General features: G+C 60.0%; 20 protein-coding genes. 17 read left to right on the top strand and 3 right to left on the bottom strand.

Going from position 1 to position 21,989, the window contains the following annotated elements; translation table 11 throughout:
* Positions 1-16 precede the first annotated feature (16 nt).
* Positions 17-1,354, top strand: coding sequence for a replication-associated recombination protein A (locus VB144_07375; GenBank protein MEA4883460.1), 1,338 nt, complete (start codon positions 17-19; stop codon positions 1,352-1,354).
* A 450-nt stretch (positions 1,355-1,804) separates the two neighbouring features.
* Here VB144_07375 and VB144_07370 read toward each other — a convergent pair whose 3' ends face one another.
* Genes VB144_07370 through VB144_07360 form a run of 3 tightly spaced genes read right to left on the bottom strand, consistent with a single transcriptional unit; the run spans position 1,805 to position 4,640 of the window.
* Complete coding sequence (locus VB144_07370) at positions 1,805-2,125, bottom strand: hypothetical protein (GenBank protein MEA4883459.1); 321 nt, start codon at positions 2,123-2,125, stop codon at positions 1,805-1,807.
* Positions 2,122-2,700, bottom strand: a complete 579-nt coding sequence (locus VB144_07365; GenBank protein ID MEA4883458.1) for an indolepyruvate oxidoreductase subunit beta — start codon at positions 2,698-2,700, stop codon at positions 2,122-2,124. The genes VB144_07370 and VB144_07365 overlap by 4 nt, the downstream gene beginning before the upstream one ends.
* Positions 2,700-4,640: a thiamine pyrophosphate-dependent enzyme gene (locus VB144_07360; protein MEA4883457.1), complete on the bottom strand. Its 1,941-nt coding sequence runs from the start codon at positions 4,638-4,640 to the stop codon at positions 2,700-2,702. The genes VB144_07365 and VB144_07360 overlap by 1 nt, the downstream gene beginning before the upstream one ends.
* A gap of 179 nt (positions 4,641-4,819) precedes the next feature.
* Here VB144_07360 and VB144_07355 point away from each other — a divergent pair, with 179 nt between their 5' ends.
* The 16 genes from VB144_07355 (at position 4,820) to VB144_07280 (ending at position 21,893) form a co-directional block, all read left to right on the top strand.
* Positions 4,820-5,266 carry an Rrf2 family transcriptional regulator gene (locus tag VB144_07355; protein ID MEA4883456.1) on the top strand — a complete coding sequence of 149 codons (447 nt, stop codon included), beginning with the start codon at positions 4,820-4,822 and terminating at the stop codon, positions 5,264-5,266.
* A 36-nt stretch (positions 5,267-5,302) separates the two neighbouring features.
* A complete protein-coding gene (gene nifS / locus VB144_07350; protein MEA4883455.1) occupies positions 5,303-6,526 on the top strand; it encodes a cysteine desulfurase NifS in 1,224 nt (407 codons plus the stop codon).
* Between the two features lie 76 nt (positions 6,527-6,602).
* Positions 6,603-7,043: a Fe-S cluster assembly scaffold protein NifU gene (gene nifU, locus VB144_07345; protein ID MEA4883454.1), complete on the top strand. Its 441-nt coding sequence runs from the start codon at positions 6,603-6,605 to the stop codon at positions 7,041-7,043.
* 66 nt (positions 7,044-7,109) lie between these two features.
* Complete coding sequence (locus tag VB144_07340) at positions 7,110-7,355, top strand: hypothetical protein (GenBank protein ID MEA4883453.1); 246 nt, start codon at positions 7,110-7,112, stop codon at positions 7,353-7,355.
* A gap of 54 nt (positions 7,356-7,409) precedes the next feature.
* Positions 7,410-8,528 carry an AI-2E family transporter gene (locus VB144_07335; protein MEA4883452.1) on the top strand — a complete coding sequence of 373 codons (1,119 nt, stop codon included), beginning with the start codon at positions 7,410-7,412 and terminating at the stop codon, positions 8,526-8,528.
* A 159-nt stretch (positions 8,529-8,687) separates the two neighbouring features.
* On the top strand, positions 8,688-11,336 hold the full coding sequence (gene alaS, locus VB144_07330) for an alanine--tRNA ligase (GenBank protein ID MEA4883451.1): 2,649 nt from the start codon (positions 8,688-8,690) through the stop codon (positions 11,334-11,336).
* Between the two features lie 29 nt (positions 11,337-11,365).
* Positions 11,366-11,626: an IreB family regulatory phosphoprotein gene (locus VB144_07325; protein MEA4883450.1), complete on the top strand. Its 261-nt coding sequence runs from the start codon at positions 11,366-11,368 to the stop codon at positions 11,624-11,626.
* A gap of 118 nt (positions 11,627-11,744) precedes the next feature.
* On the top strand, positions 11,745-14,201 hold the full coding sequence (locus tag VB144_07320) for a hypothetical protein (protein MEA4883449.1): 2,457 nt from the start codon (positions 11,745-11,747) through the stop codon (positions 14,199-14,201).
* Positions 14,202-14,207: 6 nt separating this feature from the next.
* Positions 14,208-15,155 (top strand): aldo/keto reductase, encoded by a 948-nt coding sequence (locus tag VB144_07315; GenBank protein ID MEA4883448.1) that lies wholly within the window; start codon positions 14,208-14,210, stop codon positions 15,153-15,155.
* Between the two features lie 11 nt (positions 15,156-15,166).
* Entirely contained in the window at positions 15,167-15,586 is a 420-nt protein-coding gene (gene ruvX, locus VB144_07310; GenBank protein ID MEA4883447.1) for a Holliday junction resolvase RuvX, read from the top strand.
* A gap of 82 nt (positions 15,587-15,668) precedes the next feature.
* Complete coding sequence (locus VB144_07305; protein MEA4883446.1) at positions 15,669-16,010, top strand: DUF1292 domain-containing protein; 342 nt, start codon at positions 15,669-15,671, stop codon at positions 16,008-16,010.
* Positions 16,011-16,164: 154 nt separating this feature from the next.
* Positions 16,165-17,223 carry an endolytic transglycosylase MltG gene (mltG, locus tag VB144_07300; GenBank protein ID MEA4883445.1) on the top strand — a complete coding sequence of 353 codons (1,059 nt, stop codon included), beginning with the start codon at positions 16,165-16,167 and terminating at the stop codon, positions 17,221-17,223.
* A gap of 27 nt (positions 17,224-17,250) precedes the next feature.
* Positions 17,251-17,868: a uridine kinase gene (gene udk, locus VB144_07295; protein MEA4883444.1), complete on the top strand. Its 618-nt coding sequence runs from the start codon at positions 17,251-17,253 to the stop codon at positions 17,866-17,868.
* 110 nt (positions 17,869-17,978) lie between these two features.
* Positions 17,979-19,796: a penicillin-binding transpeptidase domain-containing protein gene (locus tag VB144_07290; protein ID MEA4883443.1), complete on the top strand. Its 1,818-nt coding sequence runs from the start codon at positions 17,979-17,981 to the stop codon at positions 19,794-19,796.
* A gap of 97 nt (positions 19,797-19,893) precedes the next feature.
* On the top strand, positions 19,894-20,601 hold the full coding sequence (gene sigK, locus VB144_07285) for an RNA polymerase sporulation sigma factor SigK (protein ID MEA4883442.1): 708 nt from the start codon (positions 19,894-19,896) through the stop codon (positions 20,599-20,601).
* A gap of 266 nt (positions 20,602-20,867) precedes the next feature.
* Positions 20,868-21,893, top strand: a complete 1,026-nt coding sequence (locus tag VB144_07280) for a LacI family DNA-binding transcriptional regulator (GenBank protein MEA4883441.1) — start codon at positions 20,868-20,870, stop codon at positions 21,891-21,893.
* Positions 21,894-21,989: the final 96 nt, after the last annotated feature.

Genomic DNA, 21,989 nt, shown 5'->3' with positions numbered 1-21,989 from the left:
CGTAGAGGTGAGGGTCATGCCTGGAGCGGATCTGTTCGATTTTGGGTTGGAGCAGGGCGGTTCGCGAGACAGGGTTCCCCTGGCTGCCCGCATGAGGCCGAGGAGTATCGATGAGATCGTTGGGCAGGAGCACATCCTTGGACCGGGGAAGTTGCTGCGGCGCGCGATCGAGTCGGACCGCATCGGGTCGATCATCCTTTACGGTCCACCTGGCTCTGGAAAGACGACGATAGCGGAGGTTATCGCTGTCACCACTAAGGCCGAGTTCGAGAGGCTCAATGCTGTGACAGCTGGCGTGGCCGACATCAGGCGGGTAGTGGCTGAGGCGCGAGACCGCATGAAACTCCGGGGCAAGAGGACGATTCTGTTCATCGACGAGATCCACAGGTTCAACAGGGCTCAGCAGGACGCCCTCCTTCCATCTGTGGAGGACGGGACTGTCACCATGATAGGCGCTACCACAGAGAACCCTTTCTTCGACGTGAACCCTCCGCTGGTATCGCGGTCACGGCTTTTCCGGCTGGAGCCGCTCGATGCCGCCAAGGTTCGAACGGTGGTTTTACGCGCTATCAGCGATTGCGAGCGCGGTCTTGGCCATATCAACATAACAATCGATCCCGAAGCCCTAGACCACCTGGCTAGCTTCTCAAACGGGGACGCTCGCACTGCACTGAACGCTCTTGAGGTGGCGGCCCTGTCCACCCCTTCTGATTCAGATGGTGTTGTTCACATAACGCTGGAGGTAGCTGAGGATTCCATACAGCGGCGCGCTCTGCGGTACGATGCAGGCGGCGATATGCACTACGACGTGGTCTCAGCCTACATAAAGAGCATGCGGGGTTCTGATCCCGATGCTGCCCTCCACTACCTGGCAAGGATGATCGAATCTGGCGAGGATCCCAGGTTCATCGCGCGCAGGCTCATGATACATGCCAGCGAAGACGTGGGAATGGCGGATTCCCGTGCGCTGACAGTCGCTGCGGCCGCTCTGCTTGCCGTCGAGAAGGTGGGATTGCCGGAGGCGCGAATCATCCTTGCCCATGCCACGATATACATAGCCACCGCTCCGAAGAGCAATGCCGTGGTGCGGGCGATAGATGCAGCTCAGGCTGATGTGCGCGAGAAACCCTCGGTGGATGTCCCATCGCACTTGCGGGATTCCTCCTACCGCGGTGCAGGGGCCCTGGGAAGCGGAGTTGGCTACAAGTACCCCCACGACTACCCAGGGGCATACGTCCAGCAGCAGTACATGCCGAATGGATTGACTGACCGGGTGTACTATGAGCCTGGCGAGAACGGGGAGGAAGCTTCGATCAAGAAGAGCATACTGAAGCTGCACTCGATGGAAACGTGAGGTTTTCCCCTGCGCACCTCATGGGCAGTACGGAATTCGTACTGGTTCACCGCATGAGTGGTACGGAATCCGTACAACGCTAGGCCTTGCTTGCCCACAGGGATGGGTAGACGAGCCCCAAATATCCTAATTACTTCCATTATAGGCTCCTGCGTATGGACCATCACACTGTTTTTGCATGAATCGGTGCGTATTCAAAAGCCGTCCGCTGATTCTGCTCTCAGCGTAGTACGAAATCCGTACAGGTACCCAGCGATGCCTGTACGGATTCCGTACTGGGTCTCTGAAAAATCAGGTGCGCTGGCCGAGGGCGCGTACCGAAGATCTCGGTAATACAGCGCTGGGCGCCTGCGGGGAACTTGCGCCGTGTCGCTTCGCGCAAGTCGCTGAGGAAGACAAGCTGGCGCGATCGGGCCGGACCCAGTGGCAGATGGATCCCCTGTGCGTGCGCTAGATCCTATAGTATCTGCCCGCGCCGGCGGTCATCACGCCGAGGACCACCGTGGTGGCCAGCACCGTGCAAAAGAGTATCGCGGCAAACGCCTTCGTGATCCAGATCAGAGCTGCTCCAGCGGTGAGAATGCCGCCCATGGTGTAGAAGCAGCCCTGCATCCACCGAGCAAACCGGTCGGCGTCCTTCGCCTTTTCGTCCTTGTGCCCGTTGATGAGTTCAAACCTGTGCTTATCCCCGATCAAGTGTCCGAAGAGGACTGAGAGCACCCCAACCGCGGCCAGCAGGGCCGATGCCATCAACGGAGCGTTGGCTTTCACGCGAGTTCCCTCCCGGCGGCAAACGCGACAAGATTGAGTTCCACGGCTTTCGCGGGCACGACCTGTGCAATTGCCTGCCGCCACGCGCTTTCGGCAAAGGGCAGCACTGTCGAAAACGCCCCTAGCAGCACAACGTTCTCCGCCTTACTGTTCCCGAGCCCGACTGCGGTAGTATAGGCGTCGAGCCAGTGAGCCGAAATGCCACGCGCCGAAAGGCGTGCAGGAAGATCCTCAGGGTAGGTTTCCTTCGCGATCAGGATGGGTAGGGAAGGGATGCGCCTGGTGTTGGCGACCATCACACCTCCGGGCCTGAGCCAGTGGGCCATCCTGGCCGCTTCCATCGCTTCGAAGGCGAGGATCACATCGGCCTGGCCCGGGGAAATCGTGGGAGCGGACACGCGTTCGCCGTAGCGGACGTGTGTCGTGACACTCCCGCCACGCTGGGCCATGCCATGGATTTCCGACATCTTCACATCACAATCCGAATTCAGCAGAAGCTGGGAGAAGACTCGGCCTGCGAGTATTATGCCCTGCCCGCCGACTCCAGCCAGAAGAACACTAGTAGTCTCCTGCATTACTTGTCACCAGCCTTCGAAAGGATCTTGATCGTTCCCCAGCGGCACGCCTGGCTGCATACGCCGCATCCGACGCATGCGTCTGCATCGATCTGCACCATGTCGTTCTCCACATAGAGAGCCGGGCACGCTACACGCAGGCACAGCTTGCACTTGCGGCAGGTCTCCTGATCCACATAGTAGGCGGGTTTTCTCACAGCTGATCGCTTGAGGAGGGCGCAGGGGGCGCGGCCCACGATCACAGATGGACCTGGGTCGGCAAGAGCTGCGACCAAGGCTTCGCGCACCTTCTCTAGGTTGAACGGATCGACGGTCGCGACGTTCTTGATCCCGAAGGCTTTCACGATGCCTTCGATACTCACCTCATTGGCAGCATCGCCTGAGAGATTGAACCCGCTGCCCGGGTTCTCCTGATGGCCAGTCATGGCAGTGATGCGGTTATCAAGAATGAACGTTATGAGCCCTGATCCATTATAGGCCGCGTCGAGCAGCCCGGTCATACCAGAGTGGAAGAAGGTGGAATCGCCGATCACGCCCACGGTTCGTTTGGGCTTCTCAACCCTAAGCATTTCCAGGGCCGCCTGGAACCCCATCCCTGTGGAGATGCCGGCGCCCATGCAGATGCAGGTATCCATGGCGCCGAAGGGCTGGAGAGAGCCAAGAGTGTAGCAGCCTATGTCGCCGGATACCGCCACAGGCAGTTTGGCGAGTTCGTAGAATACTCCCCTGTGGGGGCAGCCTGCGCAGAACATCGGAGGCCTGCCAGGGACCTGCTCCGGCGGGGCGGGCAAGGGCGCCTCCGCCGCGTCAGCCTTGTCGCGGGTTCCCCCCTGCGCCTGCGCCTGCGTCTCGGCCTGCGTCTCGGCCTGCGCCTCCGCCTGCGCCTGCGTCTCGGCCTGCGCCTCCGCCTGCGCCTGCGCCTCGGCCTGCGCCGTCTCTGCCTGTGCCTTGGCGCCGACTCCTGCGCCGAGGCTCGCCAGGGACAATCCGAACGCCCGAGCCACGATTCCAGTGTCCAACTCGCCGGTGAGTGGGATCAGCGACTTGCCCTCAACGGAAATGCCGAGTGCGCGGACGGCCTCCTCGATGAACGGATCGAGCTCCTCAATCACAACAAGCCGTTCCACTTCGGTTGAGAACCGCCTCACAAGATTCTTAGGGAACGGGAAACTCATTCCAAGTTTGAGGTAGGAGGCCTTCTGCCCCAACGACTCGAGGGCGAACTGGTACGCCACACCACTCGTTATGATCCCGATCGAGCGGGAACCCCACTCAATCCTGTTCAATGGCGAGATCTCGGCGTATGTCGCAAGCTTCAGGAGGCGTTCCTCGAGCACTGCATGGCGAGCTCGGGCAGCAGCCGGCATGAGGACGTATTTGGATTGCGTCCTCTCGTACGCACGGGGAGGCGCCTCGACTCGCTCGCCGACAATCACGGGAGTCTTCCCGTGGGAAAGATTTGTGGTGGATCGGAACAGGACTGGCGTGTCGAAGGCCTCGCTGATATCAAAGGCAGCCTTCATGTAGTTGAGAGCCTCCTGGGAATCGGAAGGCTCCACGATAGGGAGCTTGGCGAACTTGGCGTAGTGCCTGTTGTCCTGCTCGTTCTGGGAGCTATGACAGCCAGGGTCGTCGGCAGTGACTATCACGAATCCAGCATTCACTCCCACATGGGCCGAGGAGAACAGGGGATCAGCGGCCACATTGAGCCCCACATGCTTCATCGCGCACATGGACCGCACACCAGCAATACATGCCCCCAGTGCAGCTTCGAGGGCGGTCTTCTCGTTCACTGCCCACTGAGATCGGATCTCCCTGTACCGCGCCACACTCTCCACAATCTCGGTGCTAGGTGTTCCCGGGTAGGCCGAGGCGAACCTCACGCCAGCCTCCCATGCGCCCCGCGCCATAGCCTCATTTCCAGTCATCAGCGTTTTCAATGCTCATCCCTCCTGCGCATTGCCACAGAACCATGATTTCCACACACAACTCCACGACTCCTTCATGCGATCATCTGTTGACACCCAGCGGATGCCGTCGTATATTGAAATTGACAAATCCGACTGAATCGGTCGGGATTGCCGAGGCTGCCTTTGGTATGGCACTCGGAGGTGATTGGGTGAAATTAAGCTCGCGCACCGAGTATGGGGTACGCGCAATGGCGGAGCTGGCCACGCTGTTCGGGCGCGGTCCGGTATCTCTCCGGGAGGTTGCAGCCAGGCAGGGAATCCCCGAAAGTTACCTTGAGCAGCTGCTCGGAGTGCTTCGAAAGGCGGGGCTGCTCTTGGGGCAGAGGGGAGCTGCAGGCGGATACGCTCTCGCACGGGAACCGAGGAGCATCACTGTTGGCGATGTAGTGCGCGCCCTTGAAGGGCCAATAGCACTGTGTTCGTGCGCTTCAGAAGACGGCGGTGACGGAGGAGGATGCAGCCGGGTTGGCGATTGTGCAGCCCATCCGGTTTGGGCTAGGTTACGCGATGGGATTACGTCGATACTAGACTCGACTACGCTCGAAGATATGATAGCTGCGCCGCAAGGGAACGGCGATGCTGAGAGCGTCGACTGAGGTCTGGCTGAGCTGTTGCTATCGGGAGGGTGTTGCATGGATAGGATATATTTGGATAACGCTGCCACCACGCCGGTCAGGCGTGAAGTTCTCGACTCCATGATCCCGTATCTAGCTGAGAAGTTTGGAAATCCATCGAGCATACACTCATTCGGAAGAGAGACCAAGCGTGGCATGGACGAGGCGCGGGAGAGGGTCGCTGGGGCCATCGGCGCATCTCCAGAGGAGATCATCTTCACTAGCGGAGGATCTGAGGCCGATAACCTTGCCATAAAGGGGACTGCCCTCGCAGTCTACGGCAAGAAGAAGCACGTAATAACCTCGGCCGTGGAGCACCACGCTGTGTTAGAGACTGCGGAGAGCCTGAAGAGGCTCGGGTTTGACGTGACCGTGGTCCCTGTGGACCAATACGGCATGGTGCACCCAGACGATGTCCAGAGGGCGATCACTCCGGAGACTTTTCTCATCAGCATCATGCACTCAAACAACGAGGTTGGCACGATTCAGCCTATCGAAGAGATAGGGAGGATAGCCCACTCGGCGGGGGTCCTCTTCCATACCGATGCAGTGCAATCCGTCGGGCATGTTCCCATCGATGTGAAGGCGCTGGGAGTGGATATGCTCTCCATGTCGGGGCACAAGTTCTACGCCCCGAAGGGTGTGGGCGCCCTGTATGTGCGGCGGGGTATCAGGCCGGTTCCCCTCATCAACGGCGGACCGCAGGAGAGAAAGCGCCGCGCCGGCACTGAGAATGTGGCGTCAATGGTGGGCATGGGCGTCGCCATTCAACTCGCCGTGGCGGAGATGGCGGAGTCTTTCACTCACGAGATCGCCCTGCGCGACAGGCTGATTACAGGGCTTGAGCACCTGATTCCCGATACGAAACTCAACGGTCATCCCACGATGAGGCTGCCCAATAATGTGAACATAAGCTACCTCTATGTTGAGGGCGAGTCGCTTCTCCTGAACCTCGACATGAAAGGCATAGCCGCCTCAAGCGGGTCAGCTTGCACCTCAGGCTCACTTGAGCCGTCCCACGTGCTGATGGCGATGGGGCTTCCGCATGAGGTGGCTCATGGCTCAGTCAGGATGACTTTGGGAATGTACACCACTGATGAGGACATCAACCGCGTGCTAGAGGTCATGCCCGGCATAGTCGACAAGATGCGGGCCATGTCGCCTGTATACCAGAAAACTGCCTGCGGCATCAAGGATGTGTGCGTGAACGCCCACGATTGCTGCGTCGCGCCGAGGAACTAGAGAGACAACCGCGCAACTGCAATGCAGGAAACGGCAGCGGACTGCGGGCATCCATGGTCGAACGGAGGTGTTGGAATTGTACAATGAGAAGGTAATGGACCACTTCAGCAATCCCCGCAATGTGGGCGACATACCTGATGCAGACGGTGTGGGGCAGGTTGGGAACCCTGTGTGCGGGGACATTATGCGCATGGCGGTCAAGATTGAAGACGGCGTGATAACGGATATCAAGTTCAAGACATTCGGGTGCGGTGCGGCAATAGCCACATCAAGCATGGTCACAGAGATGGTGATGGGCAAGAGCGTTCGCGATGCTCTGGAGATATCGAACAAGGCAGTCGCAGAGGCCTTGGGCGGGCTTCCTCCGGTGAAGATGCACTGCTCCAACCTTGCGGCAGACGCTCTTCACCTTGCCATAAAGGACTATCTTGAGAAGCATCCAGGAGTGGATGTAGGCATCGACCCCTCCTCAATAGAGGTAGAGGACCACAGCCACCACGGCGACCAAGAGGAGTAGGGTGTATCCCGACCGGACCGTGGGAATACTACCCTGTGTGGAAGGGAGGGATCGGTCATCAGGAGAATGTGGAGGGTTCTCCTCACTGGGGGCCTTCTCGGGGCGGGGCTGGGAATGTTCATGTTGATGAACTCTTCGGGCCGCCGGAGAGAGGTACTCACAGAAGAGGTCACCCGGGAATCACCGACAGGCATGAAGCGGAAGTCCACTCGAACGGTGTCACGGCAGTCGGGCACAGTCCGGAAGCCTGTGGTGGAGGCCATGCAGTCTATCGGGCGGCGGTTCGGGATGGGGGAAGACACCGAGGACTGACGTGAGGATATCTGTAGGACCGGTCTCGGGAACGGGTTGCCGAGGCCGGTCCATTTGCATTGCCACGGCATCGCCCAACCTGTCCTGGTCAAGCGGCGGTCCGAACCGACTCGACTGGCTGCGGAGGAGGAATGCACAACGGAGCAAAGGCGTGGGGGGAACCTGCGAAAGGCGGCCATTGCCCTGGGGATGCTGGCTGCCTTCGTTGTGGCAATCCAGGCGAGGCAGGCGTTCACACCGTTCCTAGTCGCAATTGCCATATCCTACACCATCTCGCCGCTGGTGAGGTTCGCCGAGGCGCGCGGGGCGAACAGGGCTGCCGCGATATTCACTGCTTACGTGATTGTAACTGCGACGATAGGATTCTCTCTGGCATTTGTGATTCCTCCTCTTGCGAACCAGCTCAACGAGATCGTGAGTGGCAAAGCCGGCGCCGGGACTGCGCTGAATGGAATTGCCGAAGACTGGAGCAAACGAGTTCATTTCCTCCCCAAAGGCGCAGCAGCGGGCCTTGCATCTGCAGCAGTGGCTCGAGCGGAGGCGTACGTACGCGAAATCGCACGTGCTGCGGGGAAAGCGGTATCGTCGGTGATGTCGCAGCTTGCCAGCATAATGCTTGCTCCTGTGATCGCCTTCTATCTCACCCGCGATGTCGACATCATCAGCCGCAGATTCTCTTCGTGGATTCCCTCCCGATCGCGCGACAGTGTGATGAGAATGGTCTCCGATATCGATCAGGCCCTCGCAGGATGGGTCCGAGGACAGGTGATAGTGTGCACCTTTGTGGGCGTGGCCACTGGCGTATCCCTTGCGCTGCTCAAGGTGGAATTCGCACTGCCGATCGGGTTCCTTGCGGGGGTGCTCGAGATAATCCCGTACTTTGGCCCAGTGTTCGGCATGGTTCCGGCGGTGCTCATGGCTGCGCAGAGGTCCACAGTGACCGCGGTCCTTGCAGCGGTGGCGTTCGTCGGCATTCAACAGGTGGAATCGGTGATCATCTCCCCAAGAATCGTAGGCGAGTGTGTGGGCCTGCATCCGCTCGTGGTTATCGGGGCGTTGCTAGTTGGCGGGAGTTTGTTCGGAGTAGTGGGGATTCTGCTGGCGGTTCCGGTGACTGCCGTCATTGCGATTATGGCGAGCCGCCTCTTCCCAGGCTTCCCAGTGGATGAGTGAGCCACTGCGCCTGAGGGGTCGATCCGGAGTGGCAACCGGAAACCCGGCAACCGGAGTTGTATTGTATGTCCCATGCTGTTGTGATAAGGTACTCTGAGAATCTGGAACCGTCAGAACCTGCGTTCCGGCATAGGCTGCACAATGTGGGGTGTAATGGCTTTGAAGACTGATGAACTGAGGCAAGCATACCTCAAATTCTTTGAATCCAAAGGGCACAAGATACTGCCGAGTGCGTCGCTGATTCCGTCGGGCGACCCAACTCTTCTGCTCACCGCCGCAGGGATGGTTCCATTCAAGCCATACTTCCTTGGCACCGCTAAGCCTGAACAGCTCCGGGTCACCACGTGCCAGAAGTGCGTGCGCACTGGCGACCTCGATAACGTCGGCAGGACTACCCGCCATGGCACCTTCTTCGAGATGCTGGGCAATTTCTCATTTGGCGACTACTTCAAGTCTGAAGCCATCGCCTGGGCCTGGGAGTTCGTCACCAAGGTGCTGGGCTTCGCTGCACAAGACCTATGGATCACCATCTACCTCGACGATGACGAGGCTTTCGATATATGGCATGATGTGATCGGGATACCGGCTGATCGAATAGTCCGCAAAGGCAAGGCGGACAATTTCTGGGAGATAGGCGTTGGGCCGTGCGGTCCGTGTTCCGAGATTCATGTGGACCGCGGAGCGCATGTGGGGTGCGGATCGCCCGACTGCGGGCTTGACTGTGACTGTGGGCGGTTCATGGAGATCTGGAATCTGGTGTTCATTCAGTTCCACAGGGATGAGCAGGGCAACTACAATCCTCTTGACAGGCCCGGAATCGATACTGGAATGGGCCTGGAGCGTGTGGCTGCGATACTGCAGGACGTGCCCACGATATTCGATGCCGATGAGACTCGCGCAATTCGCGACTACATCGCCAACGTGGCGAAGGTGAAATACGGAGCCAGTGGGCCAGCTGATATGGCCGTGAGGGTGATCACTGATCATTCGCGGGCAGCAACATTCATGATATGCGATGGTGTGCTCCCCACGAACGAGGGCCGCGGCTACGTCCTTCGCAGGCTGCTGCGGCGAGCTGCGCGATTCGGGAAGCTCATAGGCATTCAGGGCCTCTTCCTTTCGCAGGCAGCCGCCAGGGTCATAGAGGTTATGCACTCGGCCTATCCCGAACTCGACCGGGAGCGAGAGCGTATTCTCAAAACCATCGAGCTCGAGGAGGAGAGGTTCGCAGTCGCCCTGGAACAGGGATCTGGCGTTCTTGATTCGATCATTGCGAAACTTAGCGCAGATGGCGGAACCTGCGTGTCGGGGTCTGACGCGTTCAGACTGTATGATACCTTCGGCTTTCCATTTGAGCTCACAGAGGATATCTCGCGCGAGCGCGGGCTCAGCGTGGACAGGCAGGGCTTCGACGAGTCCATGGCAGCCCAGAGAGAGCGGGCGAGGGCCGCGCACGGCGAGAACGCCTATATCGACGAGAAATCCGCGAAGTACAAAGCTGCTCTGGGTGATCTTGGCTCTGAGTTCGTCGGATACGAACACCTCTCTGAGCGCGCCGCTGTCACCGCTCTCATCGGGCCGGACGGCGCCGCTGTTCGAGAGCTCGCGGAAGGCCAGGCAGGCGAGGCCGTCCTCGATCGCACTCCATTCTACGCAGCCTCAGGTGGGCAGGTGGCCGATACAGGGGAAATCGTCTCTACAAGCGGCGCCAGGGCCATCGTAGGATCTGTCGCGAAACCCATCGGCGATGCTGCCGTTCATGCCATAGCAGTTGCTCACGGGCGCATCGCAGTCGGAGATGTGGTGGAAGCGCGGGTCGACGAGGAGCGCCGGGCTGCGATATGCAGAAACCACACGGCAACCCATCTGCTTCATGCGGCCTTGCGGAGAGTGCTTGGCGCCCATGTGCAGCAGGCTGGATCGTACGTCGACAACGAGAGGCTGAGGTTCGACTTCTCCCACTTCGAGCCCGTAGGGCCGGAGCAGTTGGCAGAGGTCGAGCGTCTGGTGAACGGTTGGACCCTGGCGAACATGCAAGTCTCCACCACGCTCACCTCTATTGACGAGGCGCGCAGGCTCGGAGCAATGGCGCTATTCGATGAGAAATACGGGGACACTGTGCGGATGGTGATGGTTGGCGATGTCAGCCTCGAGCTGTGCGGAGGCACGCACGTGTCTCGCACTGGCGATATTGGCCTTGTGAAGGTGGTTTCGGAGGGAGGCGTCGCGGCTGGCGTGAGGCGCATCGAGGCTGTGACCGGTTTCGGCGCCTTGGCCTATCTGAACAGCTCCCGCACGGTTGTAAAGGAAATAGCAGATCTGCTGAAGGTCCCTGAGGATGCCATGGTTGGCAGAATCGATAAGCTTCTGCGGGACCTGCACGAGCAGGATCGGGAGATTTCGCGGCTCCGCAGCAAGCTTGCAGCGGGCGGAGTGGACTCAATCGTGGCGGGCAGGGTGATGATCGGCGACATCCCTGTGGTGGCTTCTGCAGTCGACGAGATGGACGCAGAGGCCTTGCGGGGCATGTCCGACAAGGTGAGGGAGAAGCTTGGCTCAGGCGTCGTCCTGTTAGGTGCTGCCAGCGGCGACAAGGTGAGCTTCGTGGCAACCGTCAGTCGCGACCTGGTGGCGCGTGGGTTCAATGCTGGGGCCATTGTCCGGGAGGCCGCCAGGGCCGCAGGCGGAGGCGGCGGAGGACGCCCAGACATGGCGCAGGCCGGCGGACGCGACGCATCGAGGATTAAAGAGGCTTTGGCTGCGGGGATCGAGGCCGTTCTCGCGCATCACGCTTCCAGCCTTGGCTAACAATAAGAACGAGTATGGTGGTGTTGCCTATGTCCAACCAGTGGGACGAGACAGTGAAGTATCCAGTCCTAGGCGCGGATGAGGATGTCACTCCTGTGAGGCGGATTCTCACTGAAGTCGCCTCGGCTCTGGCTGAGAAGGGCTACAATCCCGTGAATCAGCTGGTGGGTTACCTGCTGTCTGGTGATCCAACATACATCACTAGCCACAAGAACGCCCGGAACCTCATAAGGAAAGTGGAGCGCGACGAGATCATCGAGGAACTGGTCAAGAGTTACATGCTCAAATAGATGGAAGCGCGCCGCTTGGTGCAGGACAACCGCCGCACGGTATGGGGCGGCGGTTATCCTTGCAGCGGCGCTTCTCACTGCCCTGGGCATACTGCCTGGGCTTGCGGCAGCATCGGCTGTGTCGACATCCGCGACATCAGCTGCTTTGGTGTCCGCGGCATCGTCGACATTGGCCGCGTCGGGTGCTTCGCTTCCGCCGGCCGGTCCGGCGCCTTGTGCGGTTGTGCTGCTGGCAAACGGCCTCTCCTGGGAGGACGCACTCGAGTACGGGGGCAGTTTTCTTCGGTCTTTGCTCAATTCCTCCGCCATCGGCGTGGCCAACGCGAGAACGGCCGCTTCCGGTGAAGACCCAGGACCAGGCGCAGGCAGCAGCAGCGGGAGTGGCGGGGACTCTGCCATCATAGGGGAACTCGCGGCCTGTGCTGCTCTAGGCGCCGGGCGGAGAATGGTGGCTGCTGCATCCGCCGGCGCTGGGTTCGGCGCAGACGAAGCCTTTCATGGTGAAAGTGCTGCTGGTATGTATGCAAGGATGCTTGGACTGGGCGCCCGTGACGTTCCTGCGGCAGGCTCCGTGATGGTGATGGGGATTGCAGAGCTTGTTCGTGACAATGCGGGGTCACAGTACAGGGGCAGACCGGGGCTTCTCGGAGAGTCCATCTCCACTGCCGGGCTTGGAGTGTACTTGATTGGGAACTCCGATGATGTGCATTTGCATTCTCGGCCCGGAGCGCTGCTGGCCATGGACGAGCGGGGCATTGTTTCCAGAGGGGATGTGGGCGCAGACACCATCGTTCGTGATCCCAGAGCGTCCTACGGCATGGCGTGCGGTGTGGAGAGAATCGCTCGGGCAGTGGCCGCTGCCATGGCCGGGCCTGACGGGGCGAGCGTGGCAGTTGTGGATTTCGGGGATTTCGCGCGTGCCGCGCGGGAAAGCAGGAGCCTATCAGCAGCGGGACGCGTGGAACAGGCGCGAGGGTGTTACAGGCGACTGGATGAGCTGCTCGGGCGCCTGTTCTCCCTGGTAGGACCGCCCTCTGAAAGCAGGGCCTACATAATCCTATCTCCTGAGGCGCCCGCATCTGCCTGGGCTGGCTCTCCTTCCCCCACAGCGGGCAGCGTGAGGTTGTCCTCTCTAGCGCCTGTGGCGATTTCCGGCTGGGGGTTTACATCTGGCCTACTCACGGCCGCTACGACAAGACGGACCGGGATCGTGACCAATCTGGATCTGGTCCCGACTATCCTTGCCGGACTAGGGATCGAAGCAGCTTGGCCTTGCGATGGCGCCCCAATGGAGTGCATTCCTGCTTCGAATGGTCTCAGACGAGCGGCGGCCATCGGAGCTTCGGCTACATCAGCAGCGCACGCCCGAGGCCCGGTTCTGAGAGTTTTCATCGGGCTTATAGTAGCGACCGTGTTCGCTGCGGCCCTGGCGATTGTGTTCGACTTCTCGCCCTCACGGGTTCTGGTGGGCGTGGCTACGTCATTGCTGCCAGCTGTGGCAGCGGGACCTCTCGCGCTCCTGGCCTGTTCAGCCCTGGGAACGGTCGGCACAGTGCAGACTGGCGTGCTGGCCGCAGTCCTGGCATCAGTAATCGCAGCTGCTGCGCTCGCGGCGTTCAGATCTGCCGCGAATGCCGTCCTGGCAGTCGCGGGCGCAACAAGCATCGCAATAGCTGCCGACGCGGTGACCGGCGGAACCGCATGCGCATCCTCACTGATAGGGCATTCTGCCGTGATCGGGGCCAGATACTACGGTGTGGGGAATGAGCTCATGGGGGTGCTAGTAGGGTCTGTGGTGGTATCGAGCGCTGGGATCGTGGACGCTGTCGAACGCAGTCTGCGCTGCATCGAGAACCGGCGCGGGAACCGCGGCGAGAATGGCATCGACGCCACGAGCCGGGCGCGTTCAGGAGGGGCGAACCTGGCAGTTGCGATTCTGGCGGCGGTGACAGGTGTGTTCCTGGGGCATCCGTGTCTGGGTGCGAATTTCGGCGGGATGCTGTCGGCGTTCGCTGCGGCGATTGCGATGCTTGCGATCACGCCCGGGCGTCCGGGAGGAGTTGGCGCCGCACGCCCTGACCGTTGCCATGAGGCATGCGCCGAGCTTCCATGTGTATCCCGTGCCCGAAGGCGCGCCATGGTGATAGCAGCTGCGATTGTGGGAGCACTTGCGCTAGGCGCCGCCATGGTGTTGATGGACGCTGGCGCAGGAGAGCCCAGCCATATAGGGCGAGCATGGCAGGAGATTGAGTCAGGTGGGCCAGCGCAGGCGGCGATCATGGTCGTTCGCAAGCTTCAGATGAACCTGAGACTGCTGAGCTGCACGGCTTGGACCAGGGTTCTCATTGCCTTCCTGCTCGCCCTCGGGGCCCTTGCGGTAAGGCCCTCAGGACCGCTTCTCAGGCTCAGGAATGAGAGGTTTCCACTTTATGCCGCATTCCTTGCAGGGCTAGCGGGCGCAGGCGCGGCCATGGCCTTCAATGATTCAGGTGTGGTGGCATGTGCTACACTCTCGATGATGCCCACACTCACGGTGCTTGGATTCGCAGTGGACGAGCGTGCGGCGCGGTGGTGATATTAGTTGGAACGCAGGGTGTTGGGCAAGACGGGAATCGAGGTTTCCCGGATGTGCTTAGGGTCGCTCACGATGGGACCGCTTCAGGCGAACATCGGCGTAGAGGCCGGAGCGCGCCTCCTCAGTGCGGCTCTGGATCGAGGCGTGAGCTTCATTGACACCGCAGAACTCTACCGAACCTATGAACAGGTTGGCAGGGCCTTGCGCGGACGACGGCGGGAGTCTATAGTTGTTTCGTCGAGGTGTTACGCCTACACCTACCGTGACATGAGGCTCTCCATTGAGCGAGCGCTTTTAGAAACGGGTTTGGACTATATCGATCTCTTTGGTCTTCACGAGCAGGAGACCAGGCTTACCTTGAAAGGGCATTCTGAGGCCATACGGGGCCTGGTGGATGCCAAGAGAGAGGGTCTGATCCGGGCAGTGGCGGTGTCCACCCATGCGGTGGAAGTAGTGAGGGCCGTTGTCGAGTTGCCCGAAATCGATGTAGTGCATCCCATTTTCAACATGCGTGGTATTGGTATAATAGACGGTACCGTCGGTGAAATGGAGGCGGCCATACTCCAGGCGAGTGCAGCCGGGGTCGGAGTGTACAGCATGAAGGCGCTCGGCGGAGGCCACCTGTTCCGGGAGGCTCAGGGCGCGATCAGATGGGTCTTGGGCCATGATTGCATACACTCCGTGGCAATTGGTGTCAAAACCGAGGCAGAGCTCTCTGCCGACATCGCTATCATGGAGGGCCGTGAGGTGTCTCCAGATGTCCTAAGAGGCCTTGCAGGAGAGAAACGACTGCTCATCGAAGAGTGGTGCGCCAGATGTGGCGCATGTGTTGCTGCCTGCGGCCAGGGAGCCCTCCATCTGGGAACATCCCGAGCTGAAGTTGACCCCAGCAAGTGCGTGTTATGTGGGTACTGTGTCGCTCATTGCCCGGAGTTCTGTATCAAGGTGGTTTAGGAGGTCGTGGGTTGGTCCGTGTTGGGCTTGATTTTGGCGACGTTCGAATAGGTGTCGCTCTCTCCGACGAGCTTGGCCTAGTCGCCTCTCCTCTCAAGGTGATACCCTCGCGCGGCTGGGGAAAGGATGCTGTATCCGTGGCGGAGCTTGTGAAAGAGGTCGGCGCCGGCGAGATCGTTATCGGGATGCCTCGAAATATGAATGGCGCCTACGGCGCATCGGCCCAGAAGGTGCGCGACTTCTGCGAGCGTCTTCGCGAAGCGACTGATGTATCCATCGTTGCTTGGGACGAGCGCTTGAGCACGGTCCAGGCGTCACGAGCCCTCCTTGAAGCGGATCTACCGCGGAAACGCCGCCGCGAGCTGATCGATAAGACCGCAGCTGCGCTGATCCTCCAGAACTATTTGGACTACCTCCAAGCGCGCGGCTGACTCGGCGAATTCGTGCCCCTGAGTTGTGGAAATGATACTCGTGCTCTGGTGAATCAAAAAGGGCTAGATTGGAGTGATCTGCATGCCAGACGAGGAGAACATCGTGACTCTCGTGGATGAGGACGGCAAGGAAGAGGATTTCGCTATTGAGGACATGGTCGAAATCGACGACTGCAAGTACGCCGTGCTTGTGCCTGTGGAATGCCTTGAGGAGTCGGACGAGGACGAGGAGTACTGCGAGGCCGAGGCCGTCATCATGAAGATCGAAGTCGACGAGAAGGGTGAGGAGTATCTCACCGATATTGATGACGACGAGGAGTACGAGAGGGTTGTCGAGGCGCTCGAGGCGTTCGATGAGGATGAGGAAGACGATGACCTCGAGGACGAGGACGACGATGAGGACGAAGAGGACGAGGAATACTAGAATAGTGCGATCACCCCTGGAGGCCCCCTGCAAGGGGGCTTCTTGCGTACCCCGAGGTCAGGCCATATAATGTGATATGGTTCGGTTCAGGCCGAGGTGCAGTCTGATTCCGCTAAGGCTTGCCGACGGATAAGCGCGACTGGGAGGTCTCAGGTTGAAAGCGAACACCGGTGCTTCGCCCCGCCGAAAGCGCGGGTGGGCTGGCTTCATTTTGATAGCGATACTTGCCGTGGGTGCAGCGGCCTTCGTGGAACTGCAGCGCCCTCCATCATCAGGCGCGGTGGGTGCGCGCGTGCAGGTTGCCATACCCGATGGCGCCACTGCGTCGCAGATCGCTGCCATCCTCCAACAAAATGGCTTGATAAGGTACAGGGAAGGATTCAGAATAGAAGCATGTATGCTTGGTAAGGAATCGTTGCTCAAGGCGGGGCGATACGAGTTCACTGTGGGTCAGAGTGTGCGAAGCATCCTTGAAGCGGTTGCATCCGGACGAGTGGTGATGACCAGGATCACGATTCCGGAGGGTTCCACCGCACGACAGATTGCGCACATTTTCGCTGTTAGCGGCCTCGCCCAGGAGGCAGAGGCGATGGCGCTGGTGAACGATCCTCCGAAGGAGATCCGCGAGGCCTACCCGTTCCTGCCGTACGGCGAATCCCTCGAAGGATACCTTTTCCCAGATACCTATGAGTTTGCGGATGGAGTGTCGCCACTTAGGATTATCCGCGCCATGCTTGCGCAGTTCCAGAAGACAGCCGGGGCAGCCTTTGATAAGGCTTCGTTTCATCCATCGGCTCTCTCGGATCGAGACGCCCTGATTCTTGCGTCGGTGGTTGAGAAGGAAGCGAAGGCGCCGGAAGAAAGGTCCATCATCGCGCAGGTCTTCCTGAATAGACTCGAGAGGGGAATGCCCCTACAGAGCTGCGCCACGGTGCAGTATCTGCTGCCTGTTCCGAAGGAACGCTTGCTCAATACGGATCTTGAGATCGATTCCCCCTACAACACCTACATCAACAAAGGACTGCCGCCCGGCCCGATCTCAAACCCGGGGCTTGCATCGATCACGGCGGTGCTCACACCCAAGCCAGGCGATTACCTGTATTTCGTGGCTGCGGGCGACGGGAGTCACATCTTCAGCCGGACATATGAGGAGCACTTGCGGGCCAAGGCCAAGGTGGAGCGAGGGGCGCGACTCGCAAAGAAGAAGCAGTGAACACGTGAGGCTTGAGGTGACGCACAGATGGCAGGGGAAGTACTTGTAGCAGGCATAACCGGTGGTTCGGGCTCTGGGAAGACAACTGTGGTGCGCACGGTTTCGGAGGCATTTGGAAACGCAGTTGCCGTGCTCGAACATGATGCCTACTACCACGATCAGAGCTGCCTAACCTTTGAAGAACGTCTGCGGACCAACTACGATCACCCGTTCGCATTCGATACGGATTTGTACATCTCCCACGTCAAAATGCTCATGGAGGGACAAGCTGTCGACAAGCCGGCGTATTCCTTCGAGTCGTACACCCGAACCGGCCAGACAGTGCGGGTAGAGCCTGCAGGTGTAGTGGTCCTGGAGGGGATACTGATCCTCGATGACCCCCGCCTTCGGGAGCTCATGGACATCAAGGTATACGTGGATGCCGACCCTGATGTGCGGTTCATCAGAAGGCTCATGCGCGATGTGAAGGAGCGGGGAAGGACCCTGGATTCGGTCGTCGACCAGTATCTCGGAGTTGTTCGCCCCATGCACATGCAGTTTGTGGAGCCTACCAAGAGATACGCGGACATCATCATCCCAGAAGGCGGGTTCAACATGGTCGCCATTGACATGCTCATTGCCCGGCTCAAGGCGGCATTGGGGTAGAGCTGGAGTCGGACGGCCTTTGATCGATGCAATACTGAAGCGCGCTGCGTGAAGTTGGCAGCGCGCCTTTTTTGCACCCATGGGGAGAATACCGGATGAGGTGGGGCCAATTGCGAGGCACTGGCGTGGGGATACGGGCAGTGCGTGGGATTATGCTTGCAGCATCTGCACTGTTGTTGCTTCGACTGGGTTGGGTTTCGATCGGTCGAGGCACGGCATATGCATCCCGTGCAGTTGATCAGCGTTCAGTGGATGCCCCCATCGGGCAGGCGAGGGGAACGATCTTCGATAGGAACATGATGCCTTTAGCCGGAGGAAAGGCCTGGGACGATCAGCCGACAGTCCGCCTCGGCGCCGTGTTCCCGTCACTTGTGTCAGGCCCTGGCGAGGCGATTGCTGAATTGGAGCGGGTAGTGCCCAGGGCGCGGGACGGCTCGCCGCGAGTGGTGCGCATCCCCGAGGCTGACTGGAACCGGTTTGTGGGCCTGGCGCAGCGGCTCACGGGTGTAGCGCCGCTTTCCGTTGCAGGGCGGTACAAGGGCACAGCCGAGCATGTAGTTGGATACCTATCCCGTGCCGTGTCGGCTGCTGGAACAGGCACAGGCATGGGCGTGGGAGTGGGCGCTGGAATCGTGGCCGGCGTCGATGGGATCGAACGTTCCTACGATTGGGCTCTCGCTGGGCCGGGCCGAGAGGTTGTTAGGATGATGAGGGATGCTGACGGGAGGGCTCTGCCGGGGTTAGGAGCAAGAGCTGTCACCGTAGGTGGAAACGGCGGATGGGTTAGGCTGTCAATCGACTCTCAGCTACAGCGCATTGCGGAGGAGGCTTTCGATAGAAACGCTCCCCACATGGCCGGCGCTGTGGTGGCGATGAACCCGTGGACCGGAGAGGTTCTTGCCATGGTCTCGCGTCCGGCGTACAGCCAGGATGACATCGCGTCGGCTATGCGAAGCGCGGGCGGTCCTCTTATCAACAGGGCGATCAGGCCTTACTATCCTGGATCGATCTTCAAAGTTGTGGTTGGCGCTTCAGCTCTTGCGTCGGGAGTGCGCGAGCCCGGATCGATTTACCACGATTCCGGCGCCATCGAGGCCGGGGGGCACAAGTTCAGATGTTGCACATATGACCGAGGCGGGCACGGGGACATCTCGTTCACAGATGCTATGGCTCAGTCCTGCAATACCGCGTTCATCGATGCTGCGCACTCAGTCGGCGAGAGGCTGCTGGTGGAGACTGCCCGCGCGATGGGCATTGGGGATACAGCCGCCGCCGCGGCGGTGCGGCTTCCATTCGCACTTGCGGGACGCCTGCCCGTAGTGCGCGCCGCGGCGACGGTTGATCCCAAAGTGGGCGGCACGAACGATTGGCCCGGCCTTTCCGCAGAACTCGCGAATCTGGCCCTAGGACAGGCAGTGGTGGAGATGACTCCACTTGAGGCGGCCACGATGATCTCTGTGATTGCGAACGGCGGCTGGATGCGCACGCCAACACTGGTCTTGGAGGCTTGTGGTCCCGATGGCCGCAGGACTGGCCAAGCCGCGCGTTCAGGCAGGCAGAGCGAGGACTCCGGCAATTCGTGGTTCGATGCAGTGCAGGCAATTCCCTCGAGTGTGGCCGCGGACCTTCGCCGCATGCTGGCGGGAGTGGTTTCCGTCGGGACCGCGAGAGCGGCCTTAGGCGGGCTAGATGCTGCGGGAAAGACCGGCACAGCTCAGACAGGCAGGATTGGGGCTGATGGAGAGACCCTGTACAATGCCTGGTTCGTGGGATTCGCGCCTGTCGAGACAGCTCGAATCGCACTGGCCGTGCTGGTTGAGGGGCCTGAGTCGGGAGGCGATGCAGCCGCACCCATCTTCGGCGACATATGCCGGACTATCATGGGCGCCCCATGGCCTCTGCCAGGCCGCGGGAGAACTCCCCCCTGACGGACTGACGAATCCCCGCTGACCCGTGCAGGACACGCACACGATGTGCTTTTGTCTCATAGGCTGCCTCTGTATCACGAGATGGAGGTGGCCTGCTTTGCTTTCTGCCATACTATGCGCATTTGCGGCTATTGCGGCCCTGACTGCCAGGGGCATCATGCTCCTGACCTCCTACGTATCTGGAAATGGAGCCTTTCCGTCACCCCTCTCTGAGGCGGAGGAACAGGAGATGCTCGATAGGAAAGAGGCGGGAGACGAGGAAGCCAGAGCGACCCTGGTTGAGCGCAACCTGCGTTTGGTGGCGCATGTCGTGAAGAAATACGACAGTTCCGGCGAGGACACCGACGATCTCATCTCCATCGGCACGATCGGGTTGATCAAGGCCATAAACACCTTCGACCGTCATAAGCGGACCAGGCTAGCCACGTACGCGGCTCGCTGCATCGAGAACGAGATCCTGATGCATCTTCGGTCAGGCCGGAAGAACCGCGGCGAGTTGTTCCTGTACGACCCCATCGGATCCGACAAGGAAGGCAATGAGATCGTTCTGATGGATGTGCTTACGCAGGATGGCGACACAGTGGCCGAGATGGTGGAGTCCAGGGTGGAACAGGAGCGACTCCATGAGAAACTAGCAAGGCTATCGCCCAGGGAACGCAGGGTGCTGGAGCTCAGGTTCGGGATGGGAGATCAAACAAGGCAGACCCAACGAGAGATCTCTCGAGCGCTGGGCATATCACGCTCATATGTCTCGCGGATCGAGAAGCGCGCCCTAGCCAAGCTTCACAGGGAGATGGGGAAGTAGCTGGTGCGCGACTCGTATATTGGCAATGCGTCCAATGCTCAATTGCCGGCCCGCGCCTCGATCAAGTTCATGCGTCCGATGCGAGCTCGGTTCAGTGCGGGGTTCATCGAAGAATAATTCCTTTGCTGTGGAAGGAGTCTCTTTGAGGCTGGCGAATAACTGTGTTGAAACCGGTTCAATTACGAACGTGCCAGCTAGCAGTCATAAACGGAGCCAGCAGCAACGATATGAAGTAAGACCAGTTCAAGCACGGGGAGAGGGTTCGATTGCCCACTATCTCAGACGTTGCGAAAACGGCCGGGGTTTCGAAGGCTACTGTGTCGCGTGTTCTGAACGGGCTTCCGGTGAGCCACGATACGCAGGCCAAAGTGACCAGGGCCATAAAGAAGCTGGAATACCATCCGAATGCCCAGGCCAGGGGCCTGACCTTGCGCCGCAGCGACCTCGTGGGGGTGCTGGTGCCCGAATTCAACTCTCCATTCTACGCTCCGATTCTCGATGGGATCGAATCGGCCTTGTCGGATCGCGGTTACCAGATGGTGGTGTGCTGTGTAGGGCAGAACATCACCAGAAGCGTCAGCTACGTCCACTTGCTGCGGGAGCGGAGGATCGATGGCGGCCTCGTGCTCACTCCTCGCAGCGCTGATGCGGAGGCCATCACGAAGCTTGCGGAGGACGGGTTCCCCATAGTCCTGATCGATGGGGCCATCGGCGCTGAGGTTAGCTCGGTGGTGGTTGACAGCTTCAGCGGAGGAGTGCAGGCGGCGCGGCGCCTGGTGTCGCTTGGCCACCGTCGAATCGCCATGATCGCGGGGCCGGATAGCCTGTGTGAGAGCAGTGAACGTGTGCGTGGGTATGTTTCCGTCATGCAGGAAGCTGGGCTTGACCCGGAGGTGGTGAGCTCGTGTGGCTATTCGCTCGACTGCGGCCGAGAGGGCGCGCTTGCGCTTCTTTCGATCTCGCCCAGGCCAACTGCGGTGTTCTGCGCAAGTGACATGATGGCTATCGGCGCCATGGAGCTCTTTTCCGAGCGGGGCCTTACGGTTCCAGGCGACATCGCCGTGATCGGATTCGACGATATCAGAGATGCGCGCCTGGTAAGGCCGCGCCTTACCACAGTCAGTCAGCCCATGGCTGAGATGGGGGAGATGGGTGCAACCAAGCTTCTCAGGCTCATCTCTGGAGAGGAGAGGAACCCAGTCCGCCTGGTGCTTCGAACGGAACTCATTGTTCGCGAATCGTGCGGGCAAGGGCTTGCTGTGGCGGGCAATGGATCTTCTTGTACAGCGTAATCGAGCATGCGGAAGGGGTGGTGCATGGAATCTGCTGTTATCGGCGCTACTTTGGGGTACATACCGTCAGGTTCCAGTAGGGTGGGCACACTCTGA

This window comes from Clostridia bacterium, assembly GCA_034926675.1.
In the GTDB taxonomy this organism is placed as follows: domain Bacteria; phylum Bacillota; class DTU025; order DTU025; family DTU025; genus JAYFQW01.
Note: the sequence above shows the minus strand (reverse complement) of the source record. Positions and strands in the feature narration are given on the sequence as shown.

Excerpts from the sequence above, each read along its gene's own strand:
- VB144_07375 (MEA4883460.1), top strand. The coding sequence starts at position 17 with ATGCCTGGAGCGGATCTGTTCGATTTTGGGTTGGAGCAGGGCGGTTCG.
- VB144_07365 (MEA4883458.1), bottom strand. The coding sequence starts at position 2,700 with ATGCAGGAGACTACTAGTGTTCTTCTGGCTGGAGTCGGCGGGCAGGGC.
- nifS (MEA4883455.1), top strand. The coding sequence starts at position 5,303 with ATGGATAGGATATATTTGGATAACGCTGCCACCACGCCGGTCAGGCGT.
- VB144_07340 (MEA4883453.1), top strand. The coding sequence starts at position 7,110 with ATGTGGAGGGTTCTCCTCACTGGGGGCCTTCTCGGGGCGGGGCTGGGA.
- VB144_07325 (MEA4883450.1), top strand. The coding sequence starts at position 11,366 with ATGTCCAACCAGTGGGACGAGACAGTGAAGTATCCAGTCCTAGGCGCG.
- VB144_07305 (MEA4883446.1), top strand. The coding sequence starts at position 15,669 with ATGCCAGACGAGGAGAACATCGTGACTCTCGTGGATGAGGACGGCAAG.
- udk (MEA4883444.1), top strand. The coding sequence starts at position 17,251 with ATGGCAGGGGAAGTACTTGTAGCAGGCATAACCGGTGGTTCGGGCTCT.